The sequence below is a fragment of the Burkholderia sp. AU15512 genome (assembly GCF_002223325.1).
In the GTDB taxonomy this organism is placed as follows: Bacteria; Pseudomonadota; Gammaproteobacteria; order Burkholderiales; family Burkholderiaceae; genus Burkholderia.
Window position 1 is genome coordinate 61,924 of record NZ_NKEX01000003.1, and the last position, 25,456, is coordinate 87,379.

Here is a 25,456-nt window from a genome sequence, read left to right on the forward strand (position 1 = left end):
ACAGCGCTATTCTAATGGCTTTCGCGGCGGGTTCCGGCGAGGCATACCCAACCTTCGTGCTCACGCCAGACCGAGATGTCGACATAGCGTGCGTAGACGGCCGCCACTTCGTCCGCCTGGCGCGCGAGCACGCCTGACAGCGCGATGCGCCCGCCCGGCTTGACCTTCGAGGCGAGCATCGACGCCATCAGCTTCAGCGGATTCGACAGGATGTTCGCGACGACGATGTCGAATTCACCGTCCGGGCACGCATCGGGCAGCCCGTACGTGACTTCCGCATGGTTGCGTTCGCTGTTCTGCCGCGCCGATTCGACTGCCTGCGGATCGATGTCGATGCCGATGACGGGGTTCGCCCCGCATTTCTTCGCGAGGATCGCGAGAATGCCCGAGCCGCAGCCGTAGTCGAGCACCGACTGGCCGGGCTTCACCGACTGCTCGAGCCATTCCATGCACAGGCGCGTGGTCGGGTGGCTACCGGTGCCGAAGGCGAGGCCCGGATCGAGTTCGAGGATGAGCGCGTCGGGATCGGGCGCATCGTGCCACGACGGCACGACCCAGATCCGCTCGCCGATCGGGATCGGCTCGAACTGCGATTGCGTGAGACGCACCCAGTCCTGCTCTTCGACTTCGCGGACGGTGAATGCCGGTGTCTCGGCGACGCCGATCTCGTTCGCGGCCGCCGCGAGCAGCACGGCCGGCTCATGGTCGGCCGCGAGCAGCGCGACCACGCGCGAGTGCTGCCACGCGGTGCGGTCGGGCACGAGGCCCGGCTCGCCGAAGAGCGGCTGTTCGTCGGGCGTGTCGGCGTCGGCATCCTCGACCGACACCGACAGCGCGCCGAGTTCGAGCAGCGCGTCGGACAGCGCCTCCGCATGCTCACGGGCCAGTTCGACGACGAGTTCGCGATAGCTCATGCTTACGCTTCTTCCGGTGCGACCTGCTGCTTCTGGGCGAGCCGGTTTTCGAGGTAGTGGATGCTGGTGCCGCCTTCGACGAACTTCGAGTCGATCATCAGCTCGCGGTGCAGCGGGATGTTGGTCTGGATGCCTTCGACGACCATTTCCGACAGCGCGATGCGCATCCGGCTGATCGCCTGCTCGCGCGTCGCGCCGTAGGTGATCAGCTTGCCGATCATCGAATCATAGTTCGGCGGCACGAAATAGCCATTGTAGGCGTGCGAATCGACGCGCACGCCGGGGCCGCCCGGCGTGTGCCACGACGTGATCCGGCCCGGCGACGGCGTGAACTTGAACGGATCTTCCGCGTTGATCCGGCATTCGATCGCATGACCGCGGAACTGGATGTCGCGCTGGCGCAGCGTGAGCTTCTCGCCGGCCGCGATGCGGATCTGTTCCTGCACGATGTCGACGCCCGTGATCAGCTCCGATACCGGGTGCTCGACCTGCACGCGCGTGTTCATCTCGATGAAGTAGAACTCGCCGTTTTCGTACAGGAATTCGAACGTGCCCGCACCGAGGTAGCCCATCTTCTTGCAGGCGTCCGCGCAGCGGTCGCCGATGCGGTCGATCAGGCGGCGCGGAATGCCGGGTGCCGGCGCTTCCTCGATCACCTTCTGGTGGCGGCGCTGCATCGAGCAATCGCGCTCGCCGAGCCAGATCGCGTTCTTGTACGCGTCGGACAGCACCTGGATTTCGATGTGGCGCGGGTTCTCGAGGAACTTCTCCATGTACACCTGCGGGTTGCCGAACGCACGGCCGGCTTCCTCGCGGGTCATGTTGACCGCGTTGACGAGCGCGGCCTCGGTGTGCACGACGCGCATCCCGCGCCCGCCACCGCCGCCTGCCGCCTTGATGATGACCGGATAGCCGATCGCGCGTGCAATCTTGACGATCTCCTTCGGATCGTCCGGCAACGCGCCTTCCGAGCCCGGCACGCACGGCACGCCGGTCTTGATCATCGTCTGCTTCGCGGTGACCTTGTCACCCATCATGCGGATCGTTTCCGGGCGCGGGCCGATGAACGTGAAGCCCGACTGCTCGACACGTTCCGCGAAATCGGCGTTCTCCGACAGGAAGCCGTAGCCGGGGTGGATCGCCTCGGCATCGGTGACTTCCGCGGCGCTGATCAGCGCCGGCATGTTCAGGTAGCTCAGGTTCGACGGGGCCGGGCCGATACAGACGGCTTCGTCCGCGAGGCGCACGTACTTGGCTTCCTTGTCGGCTTCCGAGTAGACGACCACCGTCTTGACGCCGAGCTCACGGCACGCACGCTGGATGCGCAGCGCGATTTCACCGCGGTTGGCAATGAGGATTTTTTCAAACATAGCGAGTATTCGTCTCTTCGAGGGGCGCGCGAACGGCGCCTGGCGGGCATCGGCGGCGCGCGGCCCGCAGGCCGCGCGGCGGACTTAGCCGATCACGAAAAGCGGCTGGCCGTATTCGACGGCCTGGCCGTTCTCGACGAGGATTTCCTTGATCACGCCGGCCTTGTCCGACTCGATCTCGTTGAGCAGCTTCATCGCTTCGATGATGCAGATCGTCTGGCCTTCCTTGACCGTATCGCCCACCTGGACGAACGGGTCCGCGCCCGGCGACGGTGCGCGATAGAACGTGCCGACCATCGGCGACGTCACGACGTGACCCTGCGGGACAGCCGGAGCGGCTGCGCCGCCTGCGGCCGGCGCGGCGGCGCCTTCGGTCGGCAGCGCGGCCGACGGGGCGGGCGCGCTGACTTGCGGGGCATACCCAGCCGTCGGCTGCACGTAGACCGGCGGCGCGTTCTTGACGATGCGCACCTTGCCTTCGCCTTCCGTCACTTCCAGCTCGGAGATGCCGGATTCGGAAACGAGGTCGATCAGAGTTTTCAGCTTACGAAGATCCATCGGGAATTCCCCTTTCAATACGTGAAAGCGCCGGTTAGGGGCCGGCGCTGAATCTAGATCGCGAAATCAGCCGCGCGACGTGCCTTGCAGCTTGTCCAGCGCGTACTCGAGCGCGTACAGATAACCTTTCCAGCCGAGCCCGCAGATCACGCCTTCGGCCTGGTCGGAAAAGTAGGAGTGGTGCCTGAACGCTTCGCGGCGATGCACGTTCGACAAGTGAACCTCGACGAACGGGATGCCAACGCCGGCGATCGCGTCCCGGATCGCGACACTCGTGTGCGTGTACGCGGCCGGATTGATCAGGATGAAATCGGTCTGTTCCTCCCGCGCGGCCTGGATGCGGTCGACCAGCGCGCCTTCATGGTTGCTCTGGAACGACGACAGTTCGGCGCCGGCTTCCCGGGCACGCGCGGCAAGCGCCTGATCGATCTGGGCGAGCGTGACGCGGCCGTACACCTCCGGTTCCCGGGTGCCGAGAAGGTTCAGGTTGGGGCCGTGCAGCACCAGCAATCGTGTCATGGTCGCTTCTATTTCTGCGGAATTGCGCGAACTTTAGCGCTATTTAGAGAAATTTGTCTAGTTTTGCCGAACGGCCGGGCGCACGCGATCTGCAAGAATTACCGGCGCGCATCCAAAGTGTCGGCGAATTCACGCGAAATTGCGGTGATCGACGGGCAAATTGCCGCCAACGTGCGGGCCGCCGTTCAGGCAGGTTACAGCGCGTCGAGCGTCTTTTTCAGCTCGGCCGGCTGGATTTGTCCCAATTTTGTCTCGCGAATCTTGCCGGTTTCGTCGATGACGACCGTAAACGGCAGCGCACCGGCCGTATTTCCGAAATTGCGGGCCAGATCGGCGCCCGCATATCCGCTGATGAATACCGGGTAATCGACCTTCACCTTCTGCAGAAAGTTCTTCACGTTCTGTTCGGAATCGACGCCGATCCCGATGAAACGGATGCCCTTCTGCTTGTATTGGTGCGACAGCGCGACGAGCTCCGGCATCTCCTCGACGCACGGGCCGCACCAAGACGCCCAGAAATTGACGACGACCTTCTGGCCCTTGAACGCGGACAACGTGGCCGGCTTGCCGTCGGTGCCCGTCAGCGACGCCGCCCACAACTGTTCGACCGGGCTGCCGTGTGCGGCGGGCGCCGCGACGGCGACACCGTCGTCGGCCGGGCCGCGGAACCAATGGCCGGCGGCGAGCCCGCCGGCAACGGCGGCGGCCGCGACCACCGCGAGCGCCAACATGCGTTTCATCATCATCGTTGAATCATTCCGGTTCGGAAGGGGTCTTGCCTGCTTCGACGAGCGCGCGCAGCGCGGCGGCATCGGCACGGGCGACCCGGCCGCGCGCGTCGGCCTTGACCGCGCCGCGCAGGTCGTCGCTCGCATAGAGCGCGAGGTGGATGCCGATTGCATCGACGTCGCGCCGCGGGCGCCACAGGAAACTGAGCGTCTCGACGTCGGCGCGGCCCGCGAAGTGCCGCGTCTCGGAGACGTCGTACTGGACGTTCTGGTTCAGCAGGTAGATCGCGACGTCCTTCGGGTTGTCGGTGAATGCCTGCAAATGGATATCCGAATGCGCGTTCGCGGTGCCGTTCAGCACGGCGCCCGTCACATAAGGATGGAACTCGGCGAGCCGGCGCATCCAGTCGAGCGCGATTTCGCGCAGGCGGCGCAGTTCGTCCGGCTGCGTGTCGCTCTGGAACAGGGCCAGGTACTCGCGCAGTTCTTCCTCGATCTGGTCGTTATCCGGCAGCCATTCGCCGGCAACGCGCGTATCGCCCAGCAACTGGCGCGCGGCCTTGCGCTTTGCGCCGGCATAGTCCAGGCCGTCCTCCGCGATCAGGCGCGCGGCGGACTGGGCGATTTCCTCGCGGACGCGCCGCGGGTCGAGAAGGGTTTTACGAGACATGATCCGGCAATCATACTCGATCGCCGCAGGGCCCGAGCGCGGGTGCGGCGGCCTGCCGCCCGGCGTGCCGGCACCGTCCGCGCGCAGCGTTCGGGCCGCCGGGCACGGCAGGCCGTCAGTTACAATACTGTTCTTTGTGTCGCGGCAAAAGCCGTTGGCCGGTCGCCGGCCGCACGGCCTGTCCGCCGCGCCGCACACGCATCCTTTCCGAATCGACGGCGCCCGGCGGCGCGAAAGCATTCATCTATGCACATCCACATTCTTGGCATCTGTGGCACCTTCATGGGCGGTCTCGCCGTACTCGCGCGCGAGGCGGGCCACACGGTGACGGGTTGCGACGCGGGCGTCTATCCGCCGATGAGCACGCAGCTCGAGGCGCAGGGCATCACGCTGATCGAGGGCTACGGCGCCGAGCAGATCGACCTGAAGCCGGACCTGTTCGTGATCGGCAACGTCGTCACGCGCGGCAATCCGCTGATGGAGGCGATCCTGGATCGCGGCCTGTCGTACGTGTCGGGCCCGCAGTGGCTCGGCGAGCACGTGCTGGCCGGCAAATGGGTGCTCGCGGTGGCGGGCACGCACGGCAAGACGACCACGTCGTCGATGCTCGCATGGCTGCTGGAAGACGCGGGCCTGAATCCGGGCTTCCTGATCGGCGGCGTGCCGCTGAACTTCGGCGTGTCGGCGCGGCTCACCGATTCGAGCTTCTTCGTGATCGAGGCCGACGAATACGACACGGCGTTCTTCGACAAGCGCTCGAAGTTCGTCCACTACCGGCCGCGCACCGCGGTGCTGAACAATCTCGAATTCGATCACGCCGACATCTTCCCGGATCTCGCCGCGATCGAGACGCAATTCCACCATCTCGTGCGTACCGTGCCCGGTGTCGGCCGGATCGTCACGAACGGCCGCTCGGACGCGCTCGAGCGCGTGCTGGCGCGCGGCTGCTGGAGCGAGGTCGAGCGCTTCGGCGTCGACGGCGGCTGGCAGGCGCTGCCGGCCGAGGACGGCGTGCCGGTCGACGAGCGCTTCGCGGTGTATTCGCACGCGGAACGCGTCGGCGAAGTCGCGTGGCAGGTGCAGGGCGATCACAACCGGATGAACGCGCTCGCGGCGATCGCGGCCGCGCGCCACGTCGGCGTGCCGCCCGCGCAGGCGGCCGAATCCCTCGCGTCGTTCCGCAACGTGAAGCGCCGGATGGAAGTGCGCGGCAGCGTGGACGGCGTGACCGTCTACGACGACTTCGCGCACCATCCGACCGCGATCGACACCACGATCGCCGGACTTCGTGCCCGCATCGGCCGTCAGAATGCCCGCATCCTCGCGGTGCTCGAGCCGCGCTCGAACACGATGAAGCTCGGCGTGATGAAGTCGCAATTGCCGGCGAGCCTGGCCGACGCCGATCTCGTGTTCGGCTACGGCGCGCCGACCGGGCGCGACGCACTCGGCTGGAACCTGGTCGAAGCGCTGGCGCCGCTCGGCGAGAAGGCGCACGCATTCGACGATCTGCACCTGCTGGTGAAGTCCGTCGTCGCAGCCGCCCGCCCGGGCGACCACGTGCTCGTGATGAGCAATGGCGGCTTCGGCGGCGTGCACCAGAAACTGCTCGATGCGCTCGGGAGCCGCACGTGATCCTGTACCTGCACGGCTTCCGGTCGTCGCCGGAATCGCAGAAGTCGCGCCAGCTCGCCGCGCGCATGGCCGAACTCGGCCGGATTGACGAGTGGCGGTGCCCGTCACTGTCGGTGTCACCGCTCGAAGCAATTGCAGTCGCGGAAGCCGAGGTGGCCGGTGCGCGCGACGTGACCGTCATCGGTAGCTCGCTCGGCGGCTATTACGCGACGTGGCTAGCCGAAAAGCATGGCTGGAAGGCCGTGCTGCTGAATCCGGCCATCGTGCCGCAGCGCGATCTCGAGCAGCATCTCGGCGAACAGCCGCTGTATCACGGCGGCGGCACGATCGTCGTCGAGCGCCGTCACCTGCATGAGCTCGATGCGCTGCGCGTGCCGGCGATCACGCGTGCCGAACGCTACTATCTGTTCGCGGCGACCGGCGACGAAGTGCTCGATTACCGCGAGATGCTTGCGCATTACCCGGGCGCGAAGACGCGCGTGATCGAAGGCAGCGATCACGGGATCAGCGAATTTGCCGACTATGTCGACGACGTTCTCGCCTTTTGCGACGGAAAGACGTCTTAAACCGGCCATGTGCCGATCGAATTCCCATCATCATGCGGCGCCGCCGATGCGGCGCCCGGCAGTCTGAACGAGAGTACTGAGTGAACGTTTTCTTCGAGGAATCGGGCAGTTTCAAGGCGGGCAGCGTGCTGTCGCGCCAGGGCGACGCGTTTCAGGTCGAGTTGCCCGGCGGGCGGCGGGCGAAGGTGCGCGCGAAAGACGTGCTGATCGAATTCGACAAGCCGGCCGCAAGCGAACTGATGCAGGAGGCCGACACGGCCGCGCAGCAGATCGATCTGGATTTCCTGTGGGAATGCGCGCCGGCCGACGAGTTTGCCTATACGGCGCTGGCCGCGGAATATTTCGGCGCGTCGTACGGCCCGGTCGAGCGCGCGGCGCTCGTGTTGCGCCTGCACGGTTCGCCCGTCTACTTCCGCCGCAAGGGGCGCGGCCAGTACCAACGCGCGCCGGAAGAGCAGCTCAAGATGGCGCTCGCATCGCTCGAGCGCAAGCGCCAGCAGGCGCTCGTCCAGGTGCAGTACGAAGAGGAACTGAAGGCCGGCAAGCTGCCGGAGGCGTTCGCGGGCAAGGTGCTCGGGCTGCTGACGCGGCCGGACAAGAACTCGATCGAATACAAGGCGATGGAAGCGGCGGCCGGTGCGCGCGGCGTGTCGCCGGCGCGGTTGATGCTCGACTGCGGCGGTATCGCGTCGCCGCGTGCGCTGCACGAGGCGCGCTTCCTCGCGGAATTCTTCCCGCACGGCACGGGCTTCCCGGCCGTCACGGTCGGCCCGCTGCCGGACGACCTGCCGCGTGCGGACGTCCAGGCGTTCTCGATCGACGACATCACGACGACCGAAATCGACGACGCGTTCTCGGTCGAGCACCTCGCCGACGGCCGCGTGCGGATCGGCGTGCACATCGCGGCGCCGGCGCTCGGCATCGTGCGCGGCGACCCGGTCGACGCGATCGCGCGCACGCGCCTGTCGACCGTCTACATGCCGGGCGACAAGATCACGATGCTGCCGGACGACGTCGTCGACGTGTTCACGCTGAAGGAAGGCGATTATCGTCCGGCGCTGTCGCTGTACATCATCGTCAATCGCGAAACCCAGGAGATCGTCGCGAACGAGACGCGCGCCGAGCTCGTGTTCGTGAAGAGCAACCTGCGGCACAACCACCTCGACGAGCTCGTCAACGAAGAGACGCTTGCGGCCGGCACCGGCGAGTATCCGCACAAGGACGACATCGCCGTGCTGTGGCCGCTCGCGCAGGCGCTGTTCGAGAAGCGCCAGGTCGCGCGCGCGGGCTACGGCCTGAAGCGCGAGGTGCAGCGCAACACCGATTACAACTTCTACGTCGACGGCGAGCACGTGTCGATCACGCCGCGCCGTCGCGGGTCGCCGCTCGACCTGATCGTGTCGGAGCTTGCGATCCTCGCGAACTCGACCTGGGGCGCCTTCCTGCACGACCACACGGTACCGGGCATCTACCGCTCGCAGCGCGGCTTCGGCGCGCCGGGCCCGAAGCGCACGCGGATGCAGACGACCGCCGCGCCGCACGAAGGCCTCGGCGTCGCGCAGTACGCGTGGAGCACGTCGCCGCTGCGCCGCTACGTCGACCTCGTGAACCAGTGGCAACTGCTTGCATGCGTGCAGCATGGCGTCACCGCGAAGCTCGCCGCGCCGTTCAAGCCGAAGGACGCCGACCTGTACGCGGTCGTGCAGGGCTTCGACGACACCTACACGGCCTACGCCGACTACCAGCGCCGGATGGAGTATTTCTGGTGCCTGCGCTGGCTCGCGCAGGAACAGAAGAAGCAGGTCGTCGCGAGCGTCGTGAAGGGCGACCTCGTGCGCCTCGAGGAAATTCCGCTGCTGCTGCACGTGCCGGGGCTCGGCGTGCATGCGCGCGGTACGCGCGTGCTGCTCGACGTGATGGCGCTCGATGAGCTGACGATCGAGGCGTCGGTGCGGTTGCTGAACGTGCTCGACGCGCCGACCGTGACGAGCGGCGACGCGGCCGAGGAAGAGGATGACGCCGAAGGCGGCGACGACACGCTGATCGACACCGAAGACGCAACCGCCGAAACCGAAGCCGAAGCACTGGCGGAAGCGGATGGCGCGGCGGCCGGTGAAGGCGGCGAAGCCGCGAACGGCAACGTCGGCGAAGAGGGGCGCGCATCATGACCGCGACTGCGTCGACGAGCGGCGCCGACCGCTATGTGGTGTTCGGCAACCCGGTGGCGCACAGCAAGTCGCCGTTCATCCACGCGCAATTCGCCGCGCAAACGGGCGAGCCGGTCGAATACACGCACCGGCTCGCGCCGCTCGACGGTTTCGACGCGGCCGTGCGCGCCTTCGTCGCCGAAGGCGGTCGCGGCGCGAACGTGACGGTGCCGTTCAAGCTCGAAGCGCATGCGCTCGCCGACACGCTGTCGCCGCGCGCGGCGGCGGCGGGTGCCGTGAATACGCTGCGCATCGACGCCGACGGCCGCATCCACGGCGACAACACCGACGGTGTCGGCCTCGTGCGCGACATCGAAGCGAATCTCGGCGTGTCGCTGGCGGGCGCACGCATCCTGCTGCTCGGCGCGGGTGGCGCGGCGCGCGGTGTCGTGCTGCCGCTGCTCGACCGCGCACCGCTGTCGATCGGAATCGTGAACCGCACCGCGAGCAAGGCCGAAGCGCTCGTCGGCCAGTTCATGCAGGCCGCGCACGATGCGGGCTGCACGCTCGCGGGCGGCGGCCCCGACGTCGTGCGCGCGGAGCCGTACGACGTGGTGATCAACGCGACGGCCGGCAGCCTCGATGCCGCGCTGCCGGAGTGCGATGCGGCCGCGTTCGGCGCGGGCACGCTCGCGTACGACATGATGTACGGCGCGCAGCCGACGGTGTTCATGCAGCATGCGGCGTCGCTCGGTGCGCGCACGGCCGACGGCCTCGGCATGCTCGTCGAGCAGGCGGCCGAATCGTTCTTCATCTGGCGCGGTGTGCGGCCGGACGGCGCGCCGGTGCTGGCCGCGCTGCGCCAGGCGCTCGCGGCGAGCTGAACGGAGCGCGGCACGTGGTGGCGGTGAGCGGCACGCAGCCCACGCGCACGGTGAGCCCGACGCGCTGGTTCGTCTATGCGGGATCGGTGTTCGCGGGGGCGTGGCTCGCGACGCAACTGTTCTATCTCGCGCAAATCGCGCTGTGGTCGTTCGTGAACCCCGGGTCGACCGCGTTCATGCGTACCGACGCGTGGTGGCTGTCGCGCGACAAGCCGCCTGCGCAGATCCAGCATCAATGGGTGCCGTACGACCAGATCTCGCGCAACCTGAAGCGCGCGCTGATCGCATCGGAAGACTCGACCTTCGCGACCAACAACGGCTACGACGTCGACGCGATCCTGCAGGCGTGGGAGAAGAACAAGGCGCGCGGCCGGATCGTCGCGGGCGGCTCGACGATCACGCAGCAGCTCGCACGCAACCTGTTCCTGTCGCGCGAGAAGAGCTACATCCGCAAGGGGCAGGAGCTCATCATCACGTGGATGCTCGAAACGTTGCTCGACAAGGAGCGGATCTTCGAGATCTACCTGAATTCCGTCGAGTGGGGGCGCGGCGTGTACGGCGCCGAAGCAGCCGCCCGCTATTACTACAAGATTCCCGCAAGCCGGCTCGGCGCGTGGCAATCGGCGCGTCTCGCGGTGATGCTGCCGAAGCCGCGCTGGTTCGACGCGCATCGCGGCTCGGCGTACCAGGCGCAGCGCGCGGCGATCATCGCTCGCCGGATGGGGGCGGCCGCGCTGCCGCAATCGGAGTGAACGGCGCGCTCGCGCCGTCGCATTGACCGTTTCGTCGCCCGTGCGCCCGCAACGGGCTGGTTGTGCGCTGCAGCGCATTCATGTCGCGATCATTTCGGGCCACATCCTTTAGACGAATCCGTCTATTTCGTTTTGCTGAGCAATACCGGGCGTCGTGTGATTTTGTTGCCCGATATGGCGCGAAATTCGGAGATTTTTAGTCTCCCCGGATAAACACGAAAGTCCGTGAAAGGCGGGTGAAATGTAATGTTTCGCAAACCGAAGCATTCCTGAAAGGTGTGCGCCGCACCGGCTGCTCGCCAAATATTTCAAAATTTTTCAAAGCTGACGGCCTCGCGTATATTGGCCAGCGCCTCGGCCTATCGGCCCCAATCGAGGCGGGGGGTGGCTTACCCGGCTGCTCGACACAAAAAACATCCGAGAGAAGGAAAGCAACGATGCCAGCAAGCAAAGCGAAGCTGTTGTTGGGAGTGGTGTTTTCTTCGCTGATCCTGACGGCCTGCAACGACGACGTGACATCGTCTTCCGCTGCGAGCGCCGACAATTCAGCCGATCCCGCCAGTCAGGTGGACAGGGCGTACAACGATCCGAACAGTTATTCGTCGAGCGCGAACGCGTCGCTCGACGCCTCCGCCGCGGTCGAAAAGGCCGCCGTCACGCATCACCAGATCACCCTCAACGGCAAGACGATCCGCTACACGGCCACGGCCGGCCACCTCGTCGCGCGCAATCCGCAGACCGGCGCGCCCGAAGCATCGTTCTTCTATGTCGCCTATACGGCCGACAACCAGCCCGCGGCGAAGCGGCCCGTCACGTTCCTGTACAACGGCGGCCCCGGCTCGGCATCGGTGTGGCTGCACCTCGGCTCGTTCGGCCCGCGCCGGATCCAGACGGGCGACCCGAACGCGAATACGTCGACGTTCCCGTTCGTGGACAACCAGGAAAGCCTGCTCGACACGACCGACCTCGTGTTCGTCGATGCGATCGGCACCGGCTTCTCGGAAGCGATCGCGCCGAATACGAACCAGACGTTCTGGGGCGTCGACCAGGACGGCGGCGCGTTCCGCGATTTCGTGACGCGCTACCTCACCGTGAACCAGCGCAACGATTCGCCGAAATACCTGTTCGGCGAGTCGTACGGCACGCCGCGCACCGACGTGCTCGCGAACCTGCTCGAGACGGCCGGCGTGAAGCTCGACGGCATCGTGCTGCAGTCGTCGATCCTGAACTACAACGTGAACTGCGACATGGCGAGCGACTACATCGGCAACTCGAACAACGGGTCGAGCCCGGTGAGTTGCGCGGGTTTCGTGCCGTCGTATGGCACCGTCGGCGCGTACTACCAGCTCGACAACCCGAACCCGTCGAGCCTGCCGCAGTATGCGGACCAGATGCGCCTGCTGACGGCCGGCAGCTACGCGCCGGCCGTGAACGCGTATCTGGCGAGCCATACGCCGCCGCCGCCGACCCTCGTCACGACGATGGTGAATTCGACCGGCGTGAAGCAGTCGCTGTGGAATGCGAACTTCAACGTGATCCCGACTTTCTTCGACAACAGCTTCCAGCTGTCGCTGATCCCGGGCACGCTGATCGGCCGCTACGACGCGCGCGTGAACGTGCCGGTGTCGAGCCCGCTGGCGGCCGACGGCGACCCGTCGAGCTCGTTCATCACGAAGCCGTTCACCGACACGATCGGCAAGTACCTGCCGAACGAGCTGAAGTACACCGCGCAGTCGGCCTACTCGGTGAGCAGCAATGCGATCAACACGTGGGACTGGACGCACGACGGCCTCGCGATGCCGGACACGATCCCCGATCTCGCCGCGGCGCTGTCGCTGAATCCGCAGCTGAAGGTGTTGTCGCTGAACGGGTATCACGACATCGCGACGCCGTTCTATCAGACCGAGCTCGACCTCGCGCGGCTCGGGACGCAACCGAACCTGACGATCAAGGACTATCAGGGCGGACACATGGTCTATCTCGACGATACGTCGCGTCCGCAGGAGAAAGCCGACCTCGTGACCTTCTACAACGCGGCCGCGCACTGATGCTGCGCCAGGCAGGCGACGCGCGCCCGCGGTGGCGCCGCGCCTGCCGTCGACGACCTCATTCCAGACTGGAGCCTGATATGAAGAATCGTTTCATCGTCGTTGTCGCGGCGCTCGCCTGTGTCGGCGCCGCAACATCCGTATCCGCGTTCGCGCAGGCGAGCGACGCCGCCGCGCCGGTGCGTGCGCGCCAGGCGCAGCTCGGCGATCCGTACGTACCGCCGGCCGCGCGCAAGCCGACCGCCGGCACGCAGACGACGGGCGCCGCGCTGCACGCGCAGGTGGTGCGCAAGCTCGCGCGGCAGTTCAGCGCGGCCGACGCGCAGAACACGGGTTCGATCACCGAGTCGCAGGCACGCGCGGCCGGCCTCGGCTATGTCGCGAACCACTTCCGGCAGATCGACTCGTCCGGCAACGGCCGCGTGTCGTTCGCGGACGTGCAGCGCTACATGCAGGCACGCAGCACGAGCAGCCAGCAGTAAGCGCGGCGCGCGGTGAACAAACGGGGGCGGAACCTGCTGCACGGCGGGTTCCGCCCCCGTGCACATGAAGCCGCCATGACGTCGAAGACGGGCGGATTCACGCCGAATTCTCATTATCTGGGCAACGCACTCAAATATTGGAGACGAGTGCGTGCGCTCCTACAATCCGAAGCACATCACAGCTTCGGACCCACGCATCGCGCGGCGCCCGACGCACACGGAGACACCTTCCATGAAGTTCGCCGGGCGCTTTATTCGGTGCATCGACCGCCGCCTCGTCGCGACGCCGGACGCCATGCCGGCATCGTGCGAACGGCTTCACCGGTTCCGTTGAAGAAGCCCGCCCCATGACCAAGATGCCCGACATCCTTGCCCTCGACGCCCGGCGTGCGACGCCGGACGATGCGTCGCTGACCGACAGCATCGGCGCGACCAGCACGCCGCTCGATCTCGCCGCGCAGCAGGCCGGTACGCAGACGCTACTGCGCGGCCTTGCGATCCTCGAGGCGATCGCGAACGGCGCGCGCGACATGCGCGCGATCGGCGCGGCGCTCGGCACGACGCGCAGCACCACGCACCGCCTCGTCAGCAGCCTCGTGCAGGCGCGCTACCTGCGCCAGGTGCAAGGCGGCTATCTGCTCGGTCCGAAGCTGATCGAACTCGGCACGATCGCGCTCGAGCAGATGCCGCTCACCGCGGTGGCGCGCCCGCACCTCGAAGCGCTCGCGGAAGCGACGCTCGACACGATCCATCTCGGCGTGCGCGATGGCGACGACGTGCTGTACATCGACAAGATTCCCGGCACGCGCGGCCTCGAGATGCGCTCGCGCGTCGGCCACCGGATGCCGCTCGCGTCGACCGGCATCGGCAAGGCGATGATGCTCGACACGGATCCCGACACGTGGCGCGCGCTGTTCGAGGCCGCGCGGCGGGCGCTTGCCGGCGTCAATTTCAAGCCGGACAACCGGCCCGAGACGAGCGCGTTCCTGCAGCGCATGGCGCATTACGCGGCCGGCGGCTATACGTTCGATCTCGAGGAGAACGAGGCGTCGATCCGCTGCGTGGCCGCGCCGATCCGCGATGCCTCGGGCGCGATCGTCGCGGCCGTGTCGGTCGCGAGCACGATTCCGTACATGCCGCACGACCGGATGGACGAACTGATTCCGCTCGTGCAGCGCGAAGCGCGAGCCATTTCCGCGGAACTGGGCTGGAGCCCGCCGCAGGGTACCCGCAGGATCAAACGATGACGACTTCGACCCGGCCCGTTCCGGATGCCAGTTCCGCCACCCCGTCGCTGATCGCGCTCGACTGGGGCACGACGTCGCTGCGCGCTTACCTGTACGACGCGCGCGGCGCGCTCATCGACACGCGCAGCCGTGCGGCGGGCGTGATGCATGTGCCGGGCGGCGGCGCACGCGCGTTCGACGCGGTGTTCGAGGAAGCGTGCGGCGACTGGCTCGACCGCACGCCGGGCCTGCCGGTGCTCGCCGCCGGAATGGTCGGCAGCGCGCAGGGCTGGCGCGAGGCGCCGTACGTCGCGGTGCCGGCCGGCGCCGACGCGCTCGTCGCGGGCCTCATCACGGTGACGACGGCGCGCGGCACGACGATCTCGATCGTGCCGGGCGTCATCTCCACGGGCGAACTGCCCGACGTGATGCGCGGTGAAGAGACGCAGATATTCGGTGCGCTCGCGAGCGATCCCACGCTTGGCACCGATCGTTCAGGGGTACTGATCGGCTTGCCGGGCACCCATGCGAAATGGGCGTGGGTGAGGGACGGGCTGATCGAGCGCTTCCAGACCTTCATGACGGGTGAGCTGTTCGCGGTGCTGCGCGACCACACGATCCTCGGCCGCACGATGCGCGCCGGCGCGTCGCCCGATCGCGCGGCGTTCGTGCGCGGCGTCTCGGTCGCGCGCGGCGCGCAGCGCACCGGGCTGCTCGCGACGATCTTCAGCACGCGCACGCTCGGCCTGACCGACCGGCTCGCGCCCGATGCGCAGGGCGACTACCTGTCCGGGCTGCTGATCGGCCATGAGCTCAACGCGCTCGACGCGATGCTCGCGGAGCGCGGCATCGCGCTCGCGGACCAGCCGCTGCTGCTGATCGGTGATGACGGCCTATGCGCGCGCTACGCCGACGCGCTCCAGGAATTCGGCCACCCGCCCGCCCGCGTCGTCGCACACGCGACCGACCGCGGCCTGTGGCGGATCGCGTCGCGCGCCGGGCTCGTGCGCGCGGATGGCGAGCCCGTCTGCGCCGACCAATGAACTGATTGCCGAGGAACCTTCGATGCCGTCCGACCTGACCTTGCCCGCACCCTACGCGCCCCACGCCGCGTTGATGCGCGCGTTCGACGCGTGCCCGCTGATCGCGATCATGCGCGGGATCACGCCCGCCGAAGCGGCCGACCACGGCCGTGCGCTCCATGAAGCCGGCTTCCGGATCATCGAGGTGCCGCTCAACTCGCCCGATCCGTTCGACAGCATCGCGGCGCTGCGGCGTGCGCTGCCGGACGACGCGATCGTCGGCGCGGGGACCGTGCTGCGCGCCGAGTATGTCGACCGCGTGCAGGACGCGGGCGGCGCGCTGATCGTGATGCCGCACAGCGACGCGGCCGTGATCCGCCGCGCCCGCGAGCGCGGCCTCGCGAGCGCGCCGGGCGTGGCGACGCCGACCGAAGCGTTTGCGGCACTCGCGAACGGCGCCGACGTGCTGAAGATGTTCCCGGCCGAGCAGCTCGGCGTGCCGGTCGTGAAGGCGTGGCGCGCGGTGATCGACCGCGCGGTGCCGCTGATCCCGGTCGGCGGCATCTCGCCCGACAACATGGCGCCGTTCCTCAATGCCGGCGCGAACGGTTTCGGGCTCGGCTCGGCGCTGTACCGCCCCGGCCAGTCGGCCGACGCGACCGCGGCGAACGCGCGCGCGTTCCAGGCCGGCTTGCGCGTCGCGCGCGGCGGAGCCGCATGATGGGCCGCCTCGCGGACAAGGTCGCGATGGTCACGGGCGCGGGCCGGGGCATCGGCGCCGCGATCGCCCGCGCGTTCGTTCGCGAGGGGGCGGCCGTCGCGCTCGTCGATCTCGACTTCCCGCAGGCGCAGCGCACGGCCGCCGGGATTGCGCACGAGGTCGCCGGTGCGCGCGTGCTGCCGCTGCAGGCGGACGTCGCGCGGCAGGACGCGGTGCGCGACGCACTGGCACGGACCGAGGCGGCGTTCGGCCCGCTCGACGTGCTGGTGAATAACGCGGGCATCAACGTGTTCGCCGATCCGTTGACGATGACCGACGACGACTGGCGGCGCTGCTTCGCGGTCGACCTCGACGGCGTGTGGCACGGCTGCCGCGCGGCGCTGGAGGGGATGGTCGAACGCGGCCGCGGCAGCATCGTGAACATCGCGTCGACGCACGCGTTCAGGATCATCCCGGGCTGCTTTCCGTACCCGGTCGCGAAGCATGGCGTGCTGGGCCTCACGCGCGCGCTCGGCATCGAATACGCGGCGCGCAACGTGCGCGTGAACGCGATCGCGCCGGGCTACATCGAGACGCAGCTCACGCGCGACTGGTGGGACGCACAACCCGACCCGGCTGCCGCGCGCGCCGACACGCTCGCGCTGCAGCCGATGAAGCGGATCGGCCGGCCGGAGGAGGTCGCGATGACGGCCGTGTTCCTGGCGTCCGACGAGGCGCCGTTCATCAATGCCGCGTGCATCACCGTCGATGGCGGGCGCGCGGCGCTGTATCACGACTGACACGATTGACGTAACGATTCGAAAGACCGCACGTGCGACGGCCGCGCGCACGCTGCGTCGAAACCAACAAGCGGCTGCATCCTGTTCGATGAAAACAAGGAGACACTGGAGATGAAACGCAGAACGTTCGTAACGCTGGCGGCCGCGGCCGCGGTGGTGATGGGCAGCCCGGTCGCGCACGCGGCCGATCCGGTCAAGATCGGCTTCCTCGTGAAGCAGCCGGAAGAGCCGTGGTTCCAGGACGAGTGGAAGTTCGCCGAAATCGCGGCGAAGCAGAAGGGCTTCACGCTCGTGAAGATCGGCGCGCCGTCCGGCGAAAAGGTGATGAGCGCGATCGACAACCTGTCCGCGCAGAAGGCGCAGGGCTTCATCATCTGCACGCCCGACGTGAAGCTCGGGCCGGGCATCGTCGCGAAGGCGAAGTCGCACAACCTGAAGATGATGACGGTGGACGACCGCCTCGTCGACGGCGCGGGCAAGCCGATCGAGGCGGTCCCGCACATGGGGATCTCCGCGTACAACATCGGCAAGCAGGTCGGCGACGGCATCGCGGCCGAGATCAAGAAGCGCGGCTGGGACATGAAGGACGTCGGCGCGATCGACATCACCTACGAGCAGCTGCCGACCGCGCATGACCGCACCAGCGGCGCGACCGACGCGCTGGTGGCCGCCGGCTTCCCGAAGGCGAACGTGATCGCGGCGCCGCAGGCGAAGACCGACACCGAGAACGCCTTCAATGCGGCGAACATCGCGCTCACGAAAAACCCGCAGTTCAAGCACTGGGTGGCGTACGGCCTGAACGACGAAGCCGTGCTCGGCGCGGTGCGCGCGGCCGAAGGGCGCGGCTTCAAGGCGGACAACATGATCGGCATCGGCATCGGCGGCTCCGATTCTGCGCTGAACGAGTTCAAGAAGCCGCAGCCGACGGGCTTCTACGGCACCGTGATCATCAGCCCGAAGCGTCACGGCGAGGAGACCTCGGACCTGATGTACACGTGGATCACGCAGGGCAAGGCGCCGCCGGCACTGACGCTGACGACCGGCATGCTCGCGACGCGCGACAACGTGTCGAAGGTGCGCGACGAGATGGGGCTCGCGTCGAAGTAAGCGGCTTGCCGGCTGCGGCGGCCACGCGGCAGCCGGCGATCGATGGATCTGCAAGAGTAGGGAGACGACGTGTCAGCGGCACTGCGTTTTGACAATATCGGCAAGGTCTTTCCCGGCGTGCGCGCACTCGACGGCATCTCGTTCGACGTGCATGCGGGCGAGGTGCATGGCCTGATGGGCGAGAACGGCGCGGGCAAGTCGACGCTGCTGAAGATTCTCGGCGGCGAATACCAGCCCGATGCGGGCAGCGTGCTGGTCGACGGCCGGCCCGTGCAGTTCGCGAGTGCGGCCGCGTCGATCGCGGCCGGCATCGCGGTGATTCACCAGGAGCTGCAGTACGTGCCCGACCTGACGGTCGCGGAAAACCTGCTGCTCGGCCGCCTGCCGAATGCGTTCGGCTGGGTGAGGAAGCGCGAGGCGAAGCGTTTCGTGCGCGAACGGCTCGCCGCGATGGGCGTCGACCTCGATCCCGATGCGCGGCTCGGGCGGCTGTCGATCGCGCAGCGGCAGATGGTCGAGATCTGCAAGGCGCTGATGCGCAATGCGCGCGTGATCGCGCTCGACGAACCGACCAGCTCGCTGTCGCATCGCGAGACCGAAGTGCTGTTCAAGCTCGTCGACGACCTGCGTGCGCAGGGCCGCGCGCTGATCTACATCTCGCACCGGATGGACGAGATCTACCGGCTGTGCGACGCCTGCACGATCTTCCGCGACGGGCGCAAGATCGCGTCGCACGAATCGCTCGCCGACGTGCCGCGCGAACGGCTCGTCGCCGAGATGGTCGGGCGCGAGATTTCGGATATCTATCATTACGCGCCGCGTGCGCTCGGCGACGTGCGCTTCGCGGCCGAAGGCATCGACGGCCCGGCATTGCGCGAACCCGCGAGCTTCTCGGTGCGCGCGGGCGAGATCGTCGGTTTCTTCGGGCTCGTCGGCGCGGGCCGCAGCGAGCTGATGCGGCTCGTGTACGGCGCGGATCACCGGCGTGCGGGCGTGCTGACGCTCGACGGCGCGCGCATCGACGTGAAGCGCACCGGCGACGCGATCCGCCACGGCATCGTGCTGTGTCCCGAGGACCGCAAGGAAGAGGGGATCATCGCGATCGCGTCGGTCGCGGAGAACATCAACATCAGCTGCCGCCGCCATTCGCTGCGCGCGGGGCTCTTCATCAATCGCAAGGCCGAAAGCGAAACGGCCGACCGTTTCATCCAGCGGCTCAAGATCAAGACGCCGAGCCGGCGCCAGAAGATCCGTTTCCTGTCGGGCGGCAACCAGCAGAAGGCGATCCTGTCGCGCTGGCTCGCGGAGCCCGACCTGAAGGTCGTGATCCTCGACGAGCCGACGCGCGGGATCGACGTCGGCGCGAAGCACGAGATCTACGACGTGATCTACCGGCTCGCGGAACGCGGCTGCGCGATCGTGATGGTGTCGTCGGAGCTGCCGGAAGTGCTCGGCGTGTCCGACCGCATCGTCGTGATGCGCGAAGGCCGGATCGCGGGCGAACTGCCGCGCGAGCAGGCGAACGAGCACGCGGTGCTGAACCTGGCGCTGCCGCAGACGAGCGCCGTCGAGGCGGCCTGACGCAGCACACGACAATCGAATCGGACAGGCACGGCGCGGGCCGTGCGATGCAGGAGCAGGAGACTCAATCATGCAAGTCAACGAAAACCTTGGCAGCGCCGCCGTGAAGCCGTCGGCCGACGCGCTGGTGCCGCAGCAGAGCGACCGCCAGAAGTGGTGGCAGCATCTGACCGAATACAGCCTGATCGCGATCTTCGCGGTGATGTTCATCACGATGTCGCTGACCGTCGATCACTTCTTCTCGATCGACAACATGCTCGGCCTCGCGTTGTCGATCTCGCAGATCGGCATGGTCGCGTGCACGATGATGTTCTGTCTCGCGTCGCGCGACTTCGACCTGTCGATCGGCTCGACCGTCGCGTTCTCGGGCGTGCTGTGCGCGATGGTGCTGAACGCGACCGACAACACGTTCGTCGCGATCGTCGCGGCGGTCGTGGCCGGCGCCGCGATCGGCTTCGTGAACGGCGCGGTGATCGCGTACCTGCGCATCAACGCGCTGATCACGACGCTCGCGACGATGGAGATCGTGCGCGGGCTCGGCTTCATCGTGTCGAAGGGGCAGGCGGTCGGCGTGTCGTCGGATACGTTCATCGCGCTCGGCGGGCTCACGCTCTTCGGCGTGTCGCTGCCGATCTGGGTCACGCTGCTGTGCTTCATCGCGTTCGGCGTGCTGCTGAACCAGACGGTCTACGGCCGCAACACGCTCGCGATCGGCGGCAACCCGGAAGCCTCGCGGCTCGCGGGGATCAACGTCGAACGCACGCGCGTGTACATCTTCCTGATCCAGGGCGCGGTGACGGCGCTCGCGGGCGTGATCCTCGCCTCGCGCATCACGTCGGGCCAGCCGAACGCCGCGCAGGGCTTCGAGCTGAACGTGATCTCCGCGTGCGTGCTCGGCGGCGTGTCGCTGATGGGCGGCCGCGCGACGATCTCGGGCGTCGTGATCGGCGTGCTGATCATGGGCACCGTCGAGAACGTGATGAACCTGCTGAACATCGACGCGTTCTACCAGTACCTCGTGCGCGGCGCGATCCTGCTCGCGGCCGTGCTGCTCGACCAGCTGAAGAACCGCGGCGTCCGCGACTGACCCGATCCGCTCTCACGGAGACGAACCGCATGACCATCGACACTTCCGCGCATGACCCGCACACCGCGAGCCACGCGCGCTTTGCACGCTACCCGAGCCTCGAGGATCGCGCGGTGCTGATCACGGGCGGCGCGACCGGCATCGGCGCGGCGTTCGTCGAGCACTTTGCCGAACAGGGGGCGCGCGTCGCGTTCGTCGACCTCGACGCGGCGGCCGGCGCCGCGCTCGCGGAACGCCTCGCGCACGTACGCCATGCGCCGCTGTTCCTCCCGTGCGACCTGACCGACATCGACGCGCTGCGCCATGCGATCGACGCGATCCGCGCGCGCATCGGCGCGATCGCGGTGCTCGTGAACAACGCGGCGAACGACACGCGCCATGCGATCGGCGACGTGACGCCCGCATCGTTCGACGCGGGCATCGCGGTGAACCTGCGCCACCAGTTCTTCGCCGCGCAGGCGGTGATCGACGACATGAAGCGGCAGGGCGGCGGCGCGATCGTCAATCTCGGCTCGATCAGCTGGATGCTGAAGAACGGCGGCTATCCCGTCTACGTGATGGCGAAGGCGGCCGTGCAGGGGCTGACGCGCGGCCTCGCGCGCGACCTCGGCCCGTTCGGCATCCGCGTGAATTCGCTGGTGCCCGGCTGGGTGATGACCGACAAGCAGCGCCGGCTGTGGCTCGACGACGCGGGCCGCGCGGCGATCAAGGCCGGCCAGTGCCTCGATGCCGAACTGCTGCCCGCCGATCTCGCGCGGATGGCGCTGTTCCTCGCGGCCGACGACAGCCGGATGATCACCGCGCAGGACGTGATCGTCGACGGCGGCTGGGCCTGACCGTCCGCACGACCCGCATCGATTCTTCGACGAAGGAAAGGAGTTCACCATGACCGCCACGTCCTCGAGCGCATCGTCGTCCACCAGCCAGTCGCGCCGTGCGCGCCTGGCCGCCGCCGCGCAGCCGGTCAGCGCCGGCCCGCAGACAGCAGCCTTCGCGCAGGGCGTCGGCGCCGCGCATGCGGCGGCCGTCTCGCTGTCGAACGCGTCGCTGCGGCTCGACGTGCTGCCGCATCTCGGCGGCGGCATCGCGCGCTTCGACTGGCGTGGCGACAACGGCGCGCTGATGCCGGTGTTCCGCCGCTGCGAGCACCCGGAGACGGCGACGGACCCGAACGAGCTCGCGTGCTATCCGCTGCTGCCTTACTCGAACCGGATCGGCGACGGGCGGTTCGAGTGCGACGGGCGCAAGGTCGCGGTGCCGCGCAACCGCCGCGACGAGCCGCTGCCGATCCACGGCGACGGCTGGCTCGCGCGGTGGCAGGTGGACGATGCGACCGGCACGTCGCTGCAACTGTCGCTCGATCGCACCGCCGGCGCGCCGTATGCGTTCCGCGCGATCCAGTCGTTCGAGCTCGACGACGCGACGCTGTCGATCGCGCTGACGATCGAGAACGCGGGGCGCGCGCGGCTGCCGTTCGGGCTCGGCGTGCATCCGTTCCTCGTGCGCGATACCGCGACCGAACTGGCAGCGGCTGCCGGCGGGCTGTGGCTGTCGGGCGCGGATTTCCTGCCGGTGCGGCACGTGAGCGTGCCGCCGGCCTGGCAGTTCGGCGTCGCGTATCCGCTGCCGGCCGCGCTCGTCAATCATGCGTTCACCGGCTGGGGCGGCCACGCGACGGTGAGCTGGCCGCGCCGCGGGCTGTCGCTGACGGTGGCGGCCGACGCCGACGCGTACGTGCTCTATACGCCGCCCGGCGAGGATTTCTTCTGCTTCGAGCCGGTCGATCATCCGATCAATGCGGTGAACCTGCCGGGCGGTGCGACCGCGCACGGGATGACGCTGCTCGCGCCCGGCGAGCGGCTCACGCGGCGTTTCGCGTTCACCGTCGAGCGCGCCGATGCGCGCGGCAATGCGGCTTCGCGCGAGGCGCGCCGGCGACGCGGGTAAAATACGCGGTCTACCAACGGTTTGCCGCGAGTACCCGCCATGTCTTCCCCGCTTACTTTCATCGAATCGCTGCGCGCCGCGTGGCAGCGCACCAACTCGCTGCTGTGCGTCGGCCTCGATCCCGAGCCGTCGCGCTTTCCCGTGCAGTTCGACGGCCAGCCCGATGCGATCTTCGAATTCTGCCGGCAGATCGTCGACGCGACCGCGCAATACGCGAGCGCGTTCAAGCCGCAGATCGCCTACTTCGCCGCGCATCGCGCGGAAGACCAGCTCGAACGGCTGATCGCGCACATCCACCTCCAGCATCCGGGCCTGCCGGTGATCCTCGACGCGAAGCGCGGCGACATCGGCAGCACGGCCGAGCAGTACGCGCGCGAAGCGTTCGAGCGCTACCGCGCGGACGCCGTCACGGTGAATCCGTACATGGGCTACGACTCGGTCGAGCCGTACTTCGAGCACGAAGGCAAGGGCGTGATCGTGCTGTGCCGCACGTCGAACCCGGGCGGCTCCGACCTGCAGTTCCTCGACACGAACGGCCGGCCGCTGTACCAGGTCGTCGCGGATCTCGCGGCGAACAAGTGGAACGCGAAGAACGGCCAGCTCGGCCTCGTGGTCGGCGCGACGTTCCCGAAGGAAATCGAGATCGTGCGCGGGATCGTCGGCGACATGCCGCTGCTGATCCCCGGTATCGGCGCGCAGGGCGGCGACGTGCAGGCGACCGTCAACGCGGGCCGCACGGCCGACGGCACCGGCATGATGATCAACTCGTCGCGCGCGATCCTGTACGCGAGCAAGGGCGAGGATTTCGCCGAAGCCGCGGCGCTCGCCGCGCAGAAGACGCGCGACACGATCAACGCGCATCGTTGATGGGTTGCGCCGGTTGCCCGTCCGGGCAGCCGGTTCCGGCGGGCTCCCACGCGCGAGCCCGGCGCTTTCCTCCCGTTTTTCCGCTCTTCCGCCTGCCCGGCCCGCACTGGCGCACGCGGACAACTTCCCGTCGCTTCCGCACCGCATCCCCGCGCGCCAATCGCGCGATGCTGCCGCTTGTCATCGATCCGTCACGAAAATGTCAAGAAAGGAGCGACGCCATGCCCAAGCTGTCCCGACGTCTTCTGAGCGCGCTTGCCGCATCGTTGTGCTTGAGCTTCGCCCATGCGGCGGATCTCTCGCACTGGCCGGCCGATAGCGCGAAGGCGCTGAACGAGATGATCGCCGCGCACGCGCACCGCGGCGACTACGCGGTGTTCGACGCCGACAACACGACCTACCGCTACGACCTCGAGGAGTCGCTGCTGCCGTACCTCGAGCGTCGCGGCGTGCTGACGCGCGACACGCTCGACCCGTCGCTGAAGCTGATCCCGTTCAAGGATTCCGCCGACTACCAGGAATCGCTGACGAGCTATTACTACCGGCTGTGCGAAATCGACGACCTGGTCTGCTACCCGTGGATCGCGCAGGCGTTCGCCGGGCAGTCGCTGGCCGACCTGAAGCGCCACGTCGACGCGATGCTCGCCGACGGCCAGCCGATCCCGATCCGTTACTGGCAGCGCGACAAGGTGGTCGACGGCACGGTGAACCCGCCGCGTTTCTTCCGCGGGATGCAGGAGCTGTACAACGCGCTGCGCGAGAACGGGATCGAGGTCTACGTGATGACGGCCGCCCATGAGGAGCTCGCGCGGCTCGTGCTGTCCGACCCGAAGTACGGCTACAACGTGAAGCCGCAGAACGTGATCGGCGTGACGACGCTGCTGCGCAACCCGGCAACCGGCGCGCTGACCACCTCGCGGCTGCAGATCAAGGCCGGCAAGTACGACGAGGCCGCGAACCGCAGCCTGGTGATCACGCCGTTCCTGATGAACCCGATGACGTGGTACGAGGGCAAGCTCGGCTCGATCGTCGGCTGGATCGACCAGTGGAAGAAGCCGGTGCTCGTCGCGGGCGACACGCCGACGTCCGACGGCTACATGCTGCTGAACGCGACCGACGTCGCGCGCGGCGGCGTGCGCGTGTGGGTGAACAAGAAGGACAAGCAGATGGCGCAGATCCGCGCGTGGTCGGACGAATCGGCCGCGCGGCAGAAGTCGCTCGGCCTGCCGGTGACGGCGGACAAGAACTGGATCGTCGTGAAGCCCGACGCGATCCAGTAAGCGGGCAGGCGGGGGCGCGGCGTGCGCCCCCGGCCCGATCAGCCCTCGCGCTCGTCGAGCAGCTTCAGCAGCCCGCGCAGCGCATGCGCGGCCGCCTGCGTGCGGATCTGTTCGCGGTCGCCCTTGAACACGAGCGTCTCGACGTCGGTATGCAGCCGGTTGCTCCAGCCGAACGACACCGTGCCGACCGGCTTCTTCTCGCTGCCGCCGGCCGGGCCGGCGATCCCGGTGACGGACAGCGCGACCTGCGCGCGGCTGTTGCGCAGCGCGCCTTCGGCCATCGCGCGCGCGACGGGCTCGCTGACGGCGCCGTGCTTGTCGATCAGGTCGGGCGGCACGCCGATCATCTCGATCTTGGCCTGGTTCGAGTACGTGACGAAGCCGCGCTCGAACCACTGGCTGCTGCCGGAGATGTCGGTGATCGCCGCGGCGATCATGCCGCCGGTGCAGGATTCGGCGGTGGCGAGCGTCAGGTGCTCGTCACGCAGCTTGTTGCCTGCGCGGATCGCAAGCTGATGGACGACGGAATCGGTTGGCATGCGCGTCGGGAAACGGGAGTCGGAAAATCG

Annotated in this window: 25 protein-coding genes; 18 read left to right on the forward strand and 7 right to left on the reverse strand. The window is 67.9% G+C overall.

Annotated features, from left to right (window positions below; all coding sequences use genetic code 11):
- Positions 1 to 11: 11 nt before the first annotated feature.
- From prmA to CFB43_RS02845, 6 genes are all read right to left on the reverse strand, one after another.
- Positions 12 to 914, reverse strand: coding sequence for a 50S ribosomal protein L11 methyltransferase (gene prmA, locus CFB43_RS02820; RefSeq protein WP_039353046.1), 903 nt, complete (start codon positions 912 to 914; stop codon positions 12 to 14).
- Between the two features lie 2 nt (positions 915 to 916).
- Positions 917 to 2,284 (reverse strand): acetyl-CoA carboxylase biotin carboxylase subunit, encoded by a 1,368-nt coding sequence (gene accC / locus CFB43_RS02825; RefSeq protein ID WP_021161890.1) that lies wholly within the window; start codon positions 2,282 to 2,284, stop codon positions 917 to 919.
- Between the two features lie 84 nt (positions 2,285 to 2,368).
- The gene (accB, locus tag CFB43_RS02830; protein ID WP_046544894.1) at positions 2,369 to 2,842 is read right to left on the reverse strand and encodes an acetyl-CoA carboxylase biotin carboxyl carrier protein; all 474 of its coding nucleotides are present in this window, start codon (positions 2,840 to 2,842) and stop codon (positions 2,369 to 2,371) included.
- Between the two features lie 66 nt (positions 2,843 to 2,908).
- Positions 2,909 to 3,361 carry a type II 3-dehydroquinate dehydratase gene (gene aroQ, locus CFB43_RS02835; protein WP_011350880.1) on the reverse strand — a complete coding sequence of 151 codons (453 nt, stop codon included), beginning with the start codon at positions 3,359 to 3,361 and terminating at the stop codon, positions 2,909 to 2,911.
- A 194-nt stretch (positions 3,362 to 3,555) separates the two neighbouring features.
- Positions 3,556 to 4,107, reverse strand: a complete 552-nt coding sequence (locus CFB43_RS02840; RefSeq protein WP_089494061.1) for a TlpA family protein disulfide reductase — start codon at positions 4,105 to 4,107, stop codon at positions 3,556 to 3,558.
- Positions 4,108 to 4,114: 7 nt separating this feature from the next.
- Positions 4,115 to 4,759 carry a hypothetical protein gene (locus CFB43_RS02845; protein ID WP_039353186.1) on the reverse strand — a complete coding sequence of 215 codons (645 nt, stop codon included), beginning with the start codon at positions 4,757 to 4,759 and terminating at the stop codon, positions 4,115 to 4,117.
- Between the two features lie 42 nt (positions 4,760 to 4,801).
- On the opposite strand from CFB43_RS02845, the gene mpl reads away from it, so the two are divergent.
- The 18 genes from mpl to CFB43_RS02940 all read left to right on the forward strand — a co-directional run bounded on the left by mpl (position 4,802) and on the right by CFB43_RS02940 (position 24,887).
- Positions 4,802 to 6,391, forward strand: a complete 1,590-nt coding sequence (mpl, locus tag CFB43_RS02850; RefSeq protein ID WP_373452525.1) for a UDP-N-acetylmuramate:L-alanyl-gamma-D-glutamyl-meso-diaminopimelate ligase — start codon at positions 4,802 to 4,804, stop codon at positions 6,389 to 6,391.
- Complete coding sequence (locus CFB43_RS02855; protein WP_089424450.1) at positions 6,388 to 6,957, forward strand: YqiA/YcfP family alpha/beta fold hydrolase; 570 nt, start codon at positions 6,388 to 6,390, stop codon at positions 6,955 to 6,957. Before mpl ends, CFB43_RS02855 begins: the two co-directional genes overlap by 4 nt.
- Before the next feature lie 80 nt (positions 6,958 to 7,037).
- Positions 7,038 to 9,125, forward strand: a complete 2,088-nt coding sequence (locus tag CFB43_RS02860; protein ID WP_089494063.1) for a ribonuclease catalytic domain-containing protein — start codon at positions 7,038 to 7,040, stop codon at positions 9,123 to 9,125.
- A complete protein-coding gene (gene aroE / locus CFB43_RS02865) occupies positions 9,122 to 9,988 on the forward strand; it encodes a shikimate dehydrogenase (protein ID WP_089494064.1) in 867 nt (288 codons plus the stop codon). The genes CFB43_RS02860 and aroE overlap by 4 nt, the downstream gene beginning before the upstream one ends.
- A gap of 14 nt (positions 9,989 to 10,002) precedes the next feature.
- Entirely contained in the window at positions 10,003 to 10,740 is a 738-nt protein-coding gene (gene mtgA / locus CFB43_RS02870; protein WP_089494065.1) for a monofunctional biosynthetic peptidoglycan transglycosylase, read from the forward strand.
- Between the two features lie 437 nt (positions 10,741 to 11,177).
- Positions 11,178 to 12,788 (forward strand): S10 family peptidase, encoded by a 1,611-nt coding sequence (locus tag CFB43_RS02875; RefSeq protein ID WP_089494066.1) that lies wholly within the window; start codon positions 11,178 to 11,180, stop codon positions 12,786 to 12,788.
- An 80-nt stretch (positions 12,789 to 12,868) separates the two neighbouring features.
- Positions 12,869 to 13,270, forward strand: a complete 402-nt coding sequence (locus tag CFB43_RS02880; RefSeq protein WP_089494067.1) for an EF-hand domain-containing protein — start codon at positions 12,869 to 12,871, stop codon at positions 13,268 to 13,270.
- Positions 13,271 to 13,617: 347 nt separating this feature from the next.
- Positions 13,618 to 14,517, forward strand: a complete 900-nt coding sequence (locus CFB43_RS02890) for an IclR family transcriptional regulator (protein ID WP_089494068.1) — start codon at positions 13,618 to 13,620, stop codon at positions 14,515 to 14,517.
- On the forward strand, positions 14,514 to 15,539 hold the full coding sequence (locus tag CFB43_RS02895; RefSeq protein ID WP_089494069.1) for a 2-dehydro-3-deoxygalactonokinase: 1,026 nt from the start codon (positions 14,514 to 14,516) through the stop codon (positions 15,537 to 15,539). The genes CFB43_RS02890 and CFB43_RS02895 overlap by 4 nt, the downstream gene beginning before the upstream one ends.
- 22 nt (positions 15,540 to 15,561) lie before the next feature.
- Positions 15,562 to 16,239, forward strand: coding sequence for a 2-dehydro-3-deoxy-6-phosphogalactonate aldolase (locus CFB43_RS02900; protein ID WP_089495230.1), 678 nt, complete (start codon positions 15,562 to 15,564; stop codon positions 16,237 to 16,239).
- Entirely contained in the window at positions 16,239 to 17,018 is a 780-nt protein-coding gene (locus CFB43_RS02905) for an SDR family oxidoreductase (protein ID WP_089494070.1), read from the forward strand. The genes CFB43_RS02900 and CFB43_RS02905 overlap by 1 nt, the downstream gene beginning before the upstream one ends.
- Positions 17,019 to 17,129: 111 nt before the next feature.
- A complete protein-coding gene (locus CFB43_RS02910) occupies positions 17,130 to 18,125 on the forward strand; it encodes an arabinose ABC transporter substrate-binding protein (RefSeq protein ID WP_039353007.1) in 996 nt (331 codons plus the stop codon).
- A 69-nt stretch (positions 18,126 to 18,194) separates the two neighbouring features.
- Positions 18,195 to 19,706 (forward strand): L-arabinose ABC transporter ATP-binding protein AraG, encoded by a 1,512-nt coding sequence (gene araG / locus CFB43_RS02915; protein WP_089494071.1) that lies wholly within the window; start codon positions 18,195 to 18,197, stop codon positions 19,704 to 19,706.
- A gap of 70 nt (positions 19,707 to 19,776) precedes the next feature.
- A complete protein-coding gene (gene araH, locus CFB43_RS02920) occupies positions 19,777 to 20,793 on the forward strand; it encodes an L-arabinose ABC transporter permease AraH (RefSeq protein ID WP_089494072.1) in 1,017 nt (338 codons plus the stop codon).
- Positions 20,794 to 20,822: 29 nt separating this feature from the next.
- Positions 20,823 to 21,629, forward strand: coding sequence for an SDR family NAD(P)-dependent oxidoreductase (locus tag CFB43_RS02925; RefSeq protein ID WP_089494073.1), 807 nt, complete (start codon positions 20,823 to 20,825; stop codon positions 21,627 to 21,629).
- 49 nt (positions 21,630 to 21,678) lie between these two features.
- Positions 21,679 to 22,740, forward strand: coding sequence for an aldose 1-epimerase (locus CFB43_RS02930; RefSeq protein WP_089494074.1), 1,062 nt, complete (start codon positions 21,679 to 21,681; stop codon positions 22,738 to 22,740).
- Between the two features lie 39 nt (positions 22,741 to 22,779).
- Positions 22,780 to 23,607 carry an orotidine-5'-phosphate decarboxylase gene (pyrF, locus tag CFB43_RS02935; RefSeq protein ID WP_011350899.1) on the forward strand — a complete coding sequence of 276 codons (828 nt, stop codon included), beginning with the start codon at positions 22,780 to 22,782 and terminating at the stop codon, positions 23,605 to 23,607.
- A gap of 221 nt (positions 23,608 to 23,828) precedes the next feature.
- The gene (locus CFB43_RS02940; RefSeq protein WP_089494075.1) at positions 23,829 to 24,887 is read left to right on the forward strand and encodes a phosphorylcholine phosphatase; all 1,059 of its coding nucleotides are present in this window, start codon (positions 23,829 to 23,831) and stop codon (positions 24,885 to 24,887) included.
- A gap of 38 nt (positions 24,888 to 24,925) precedes the next feature.
- Here CFB43_RS02940 and CFB43_RS02945 read toward each other — a convergent pair whose 3' ends face one another.
- Entirely contained in the window at positions 24,926 to 25,426 is a 501-nt protein-coding gene (locus CFB43_RS02945) for a CinA family protein (RefSeq protein ID WP_034186407.1), read from the reverse strand.
- Positions 25,427 to 25,456 lie beyond the last annotated feature (30 nt).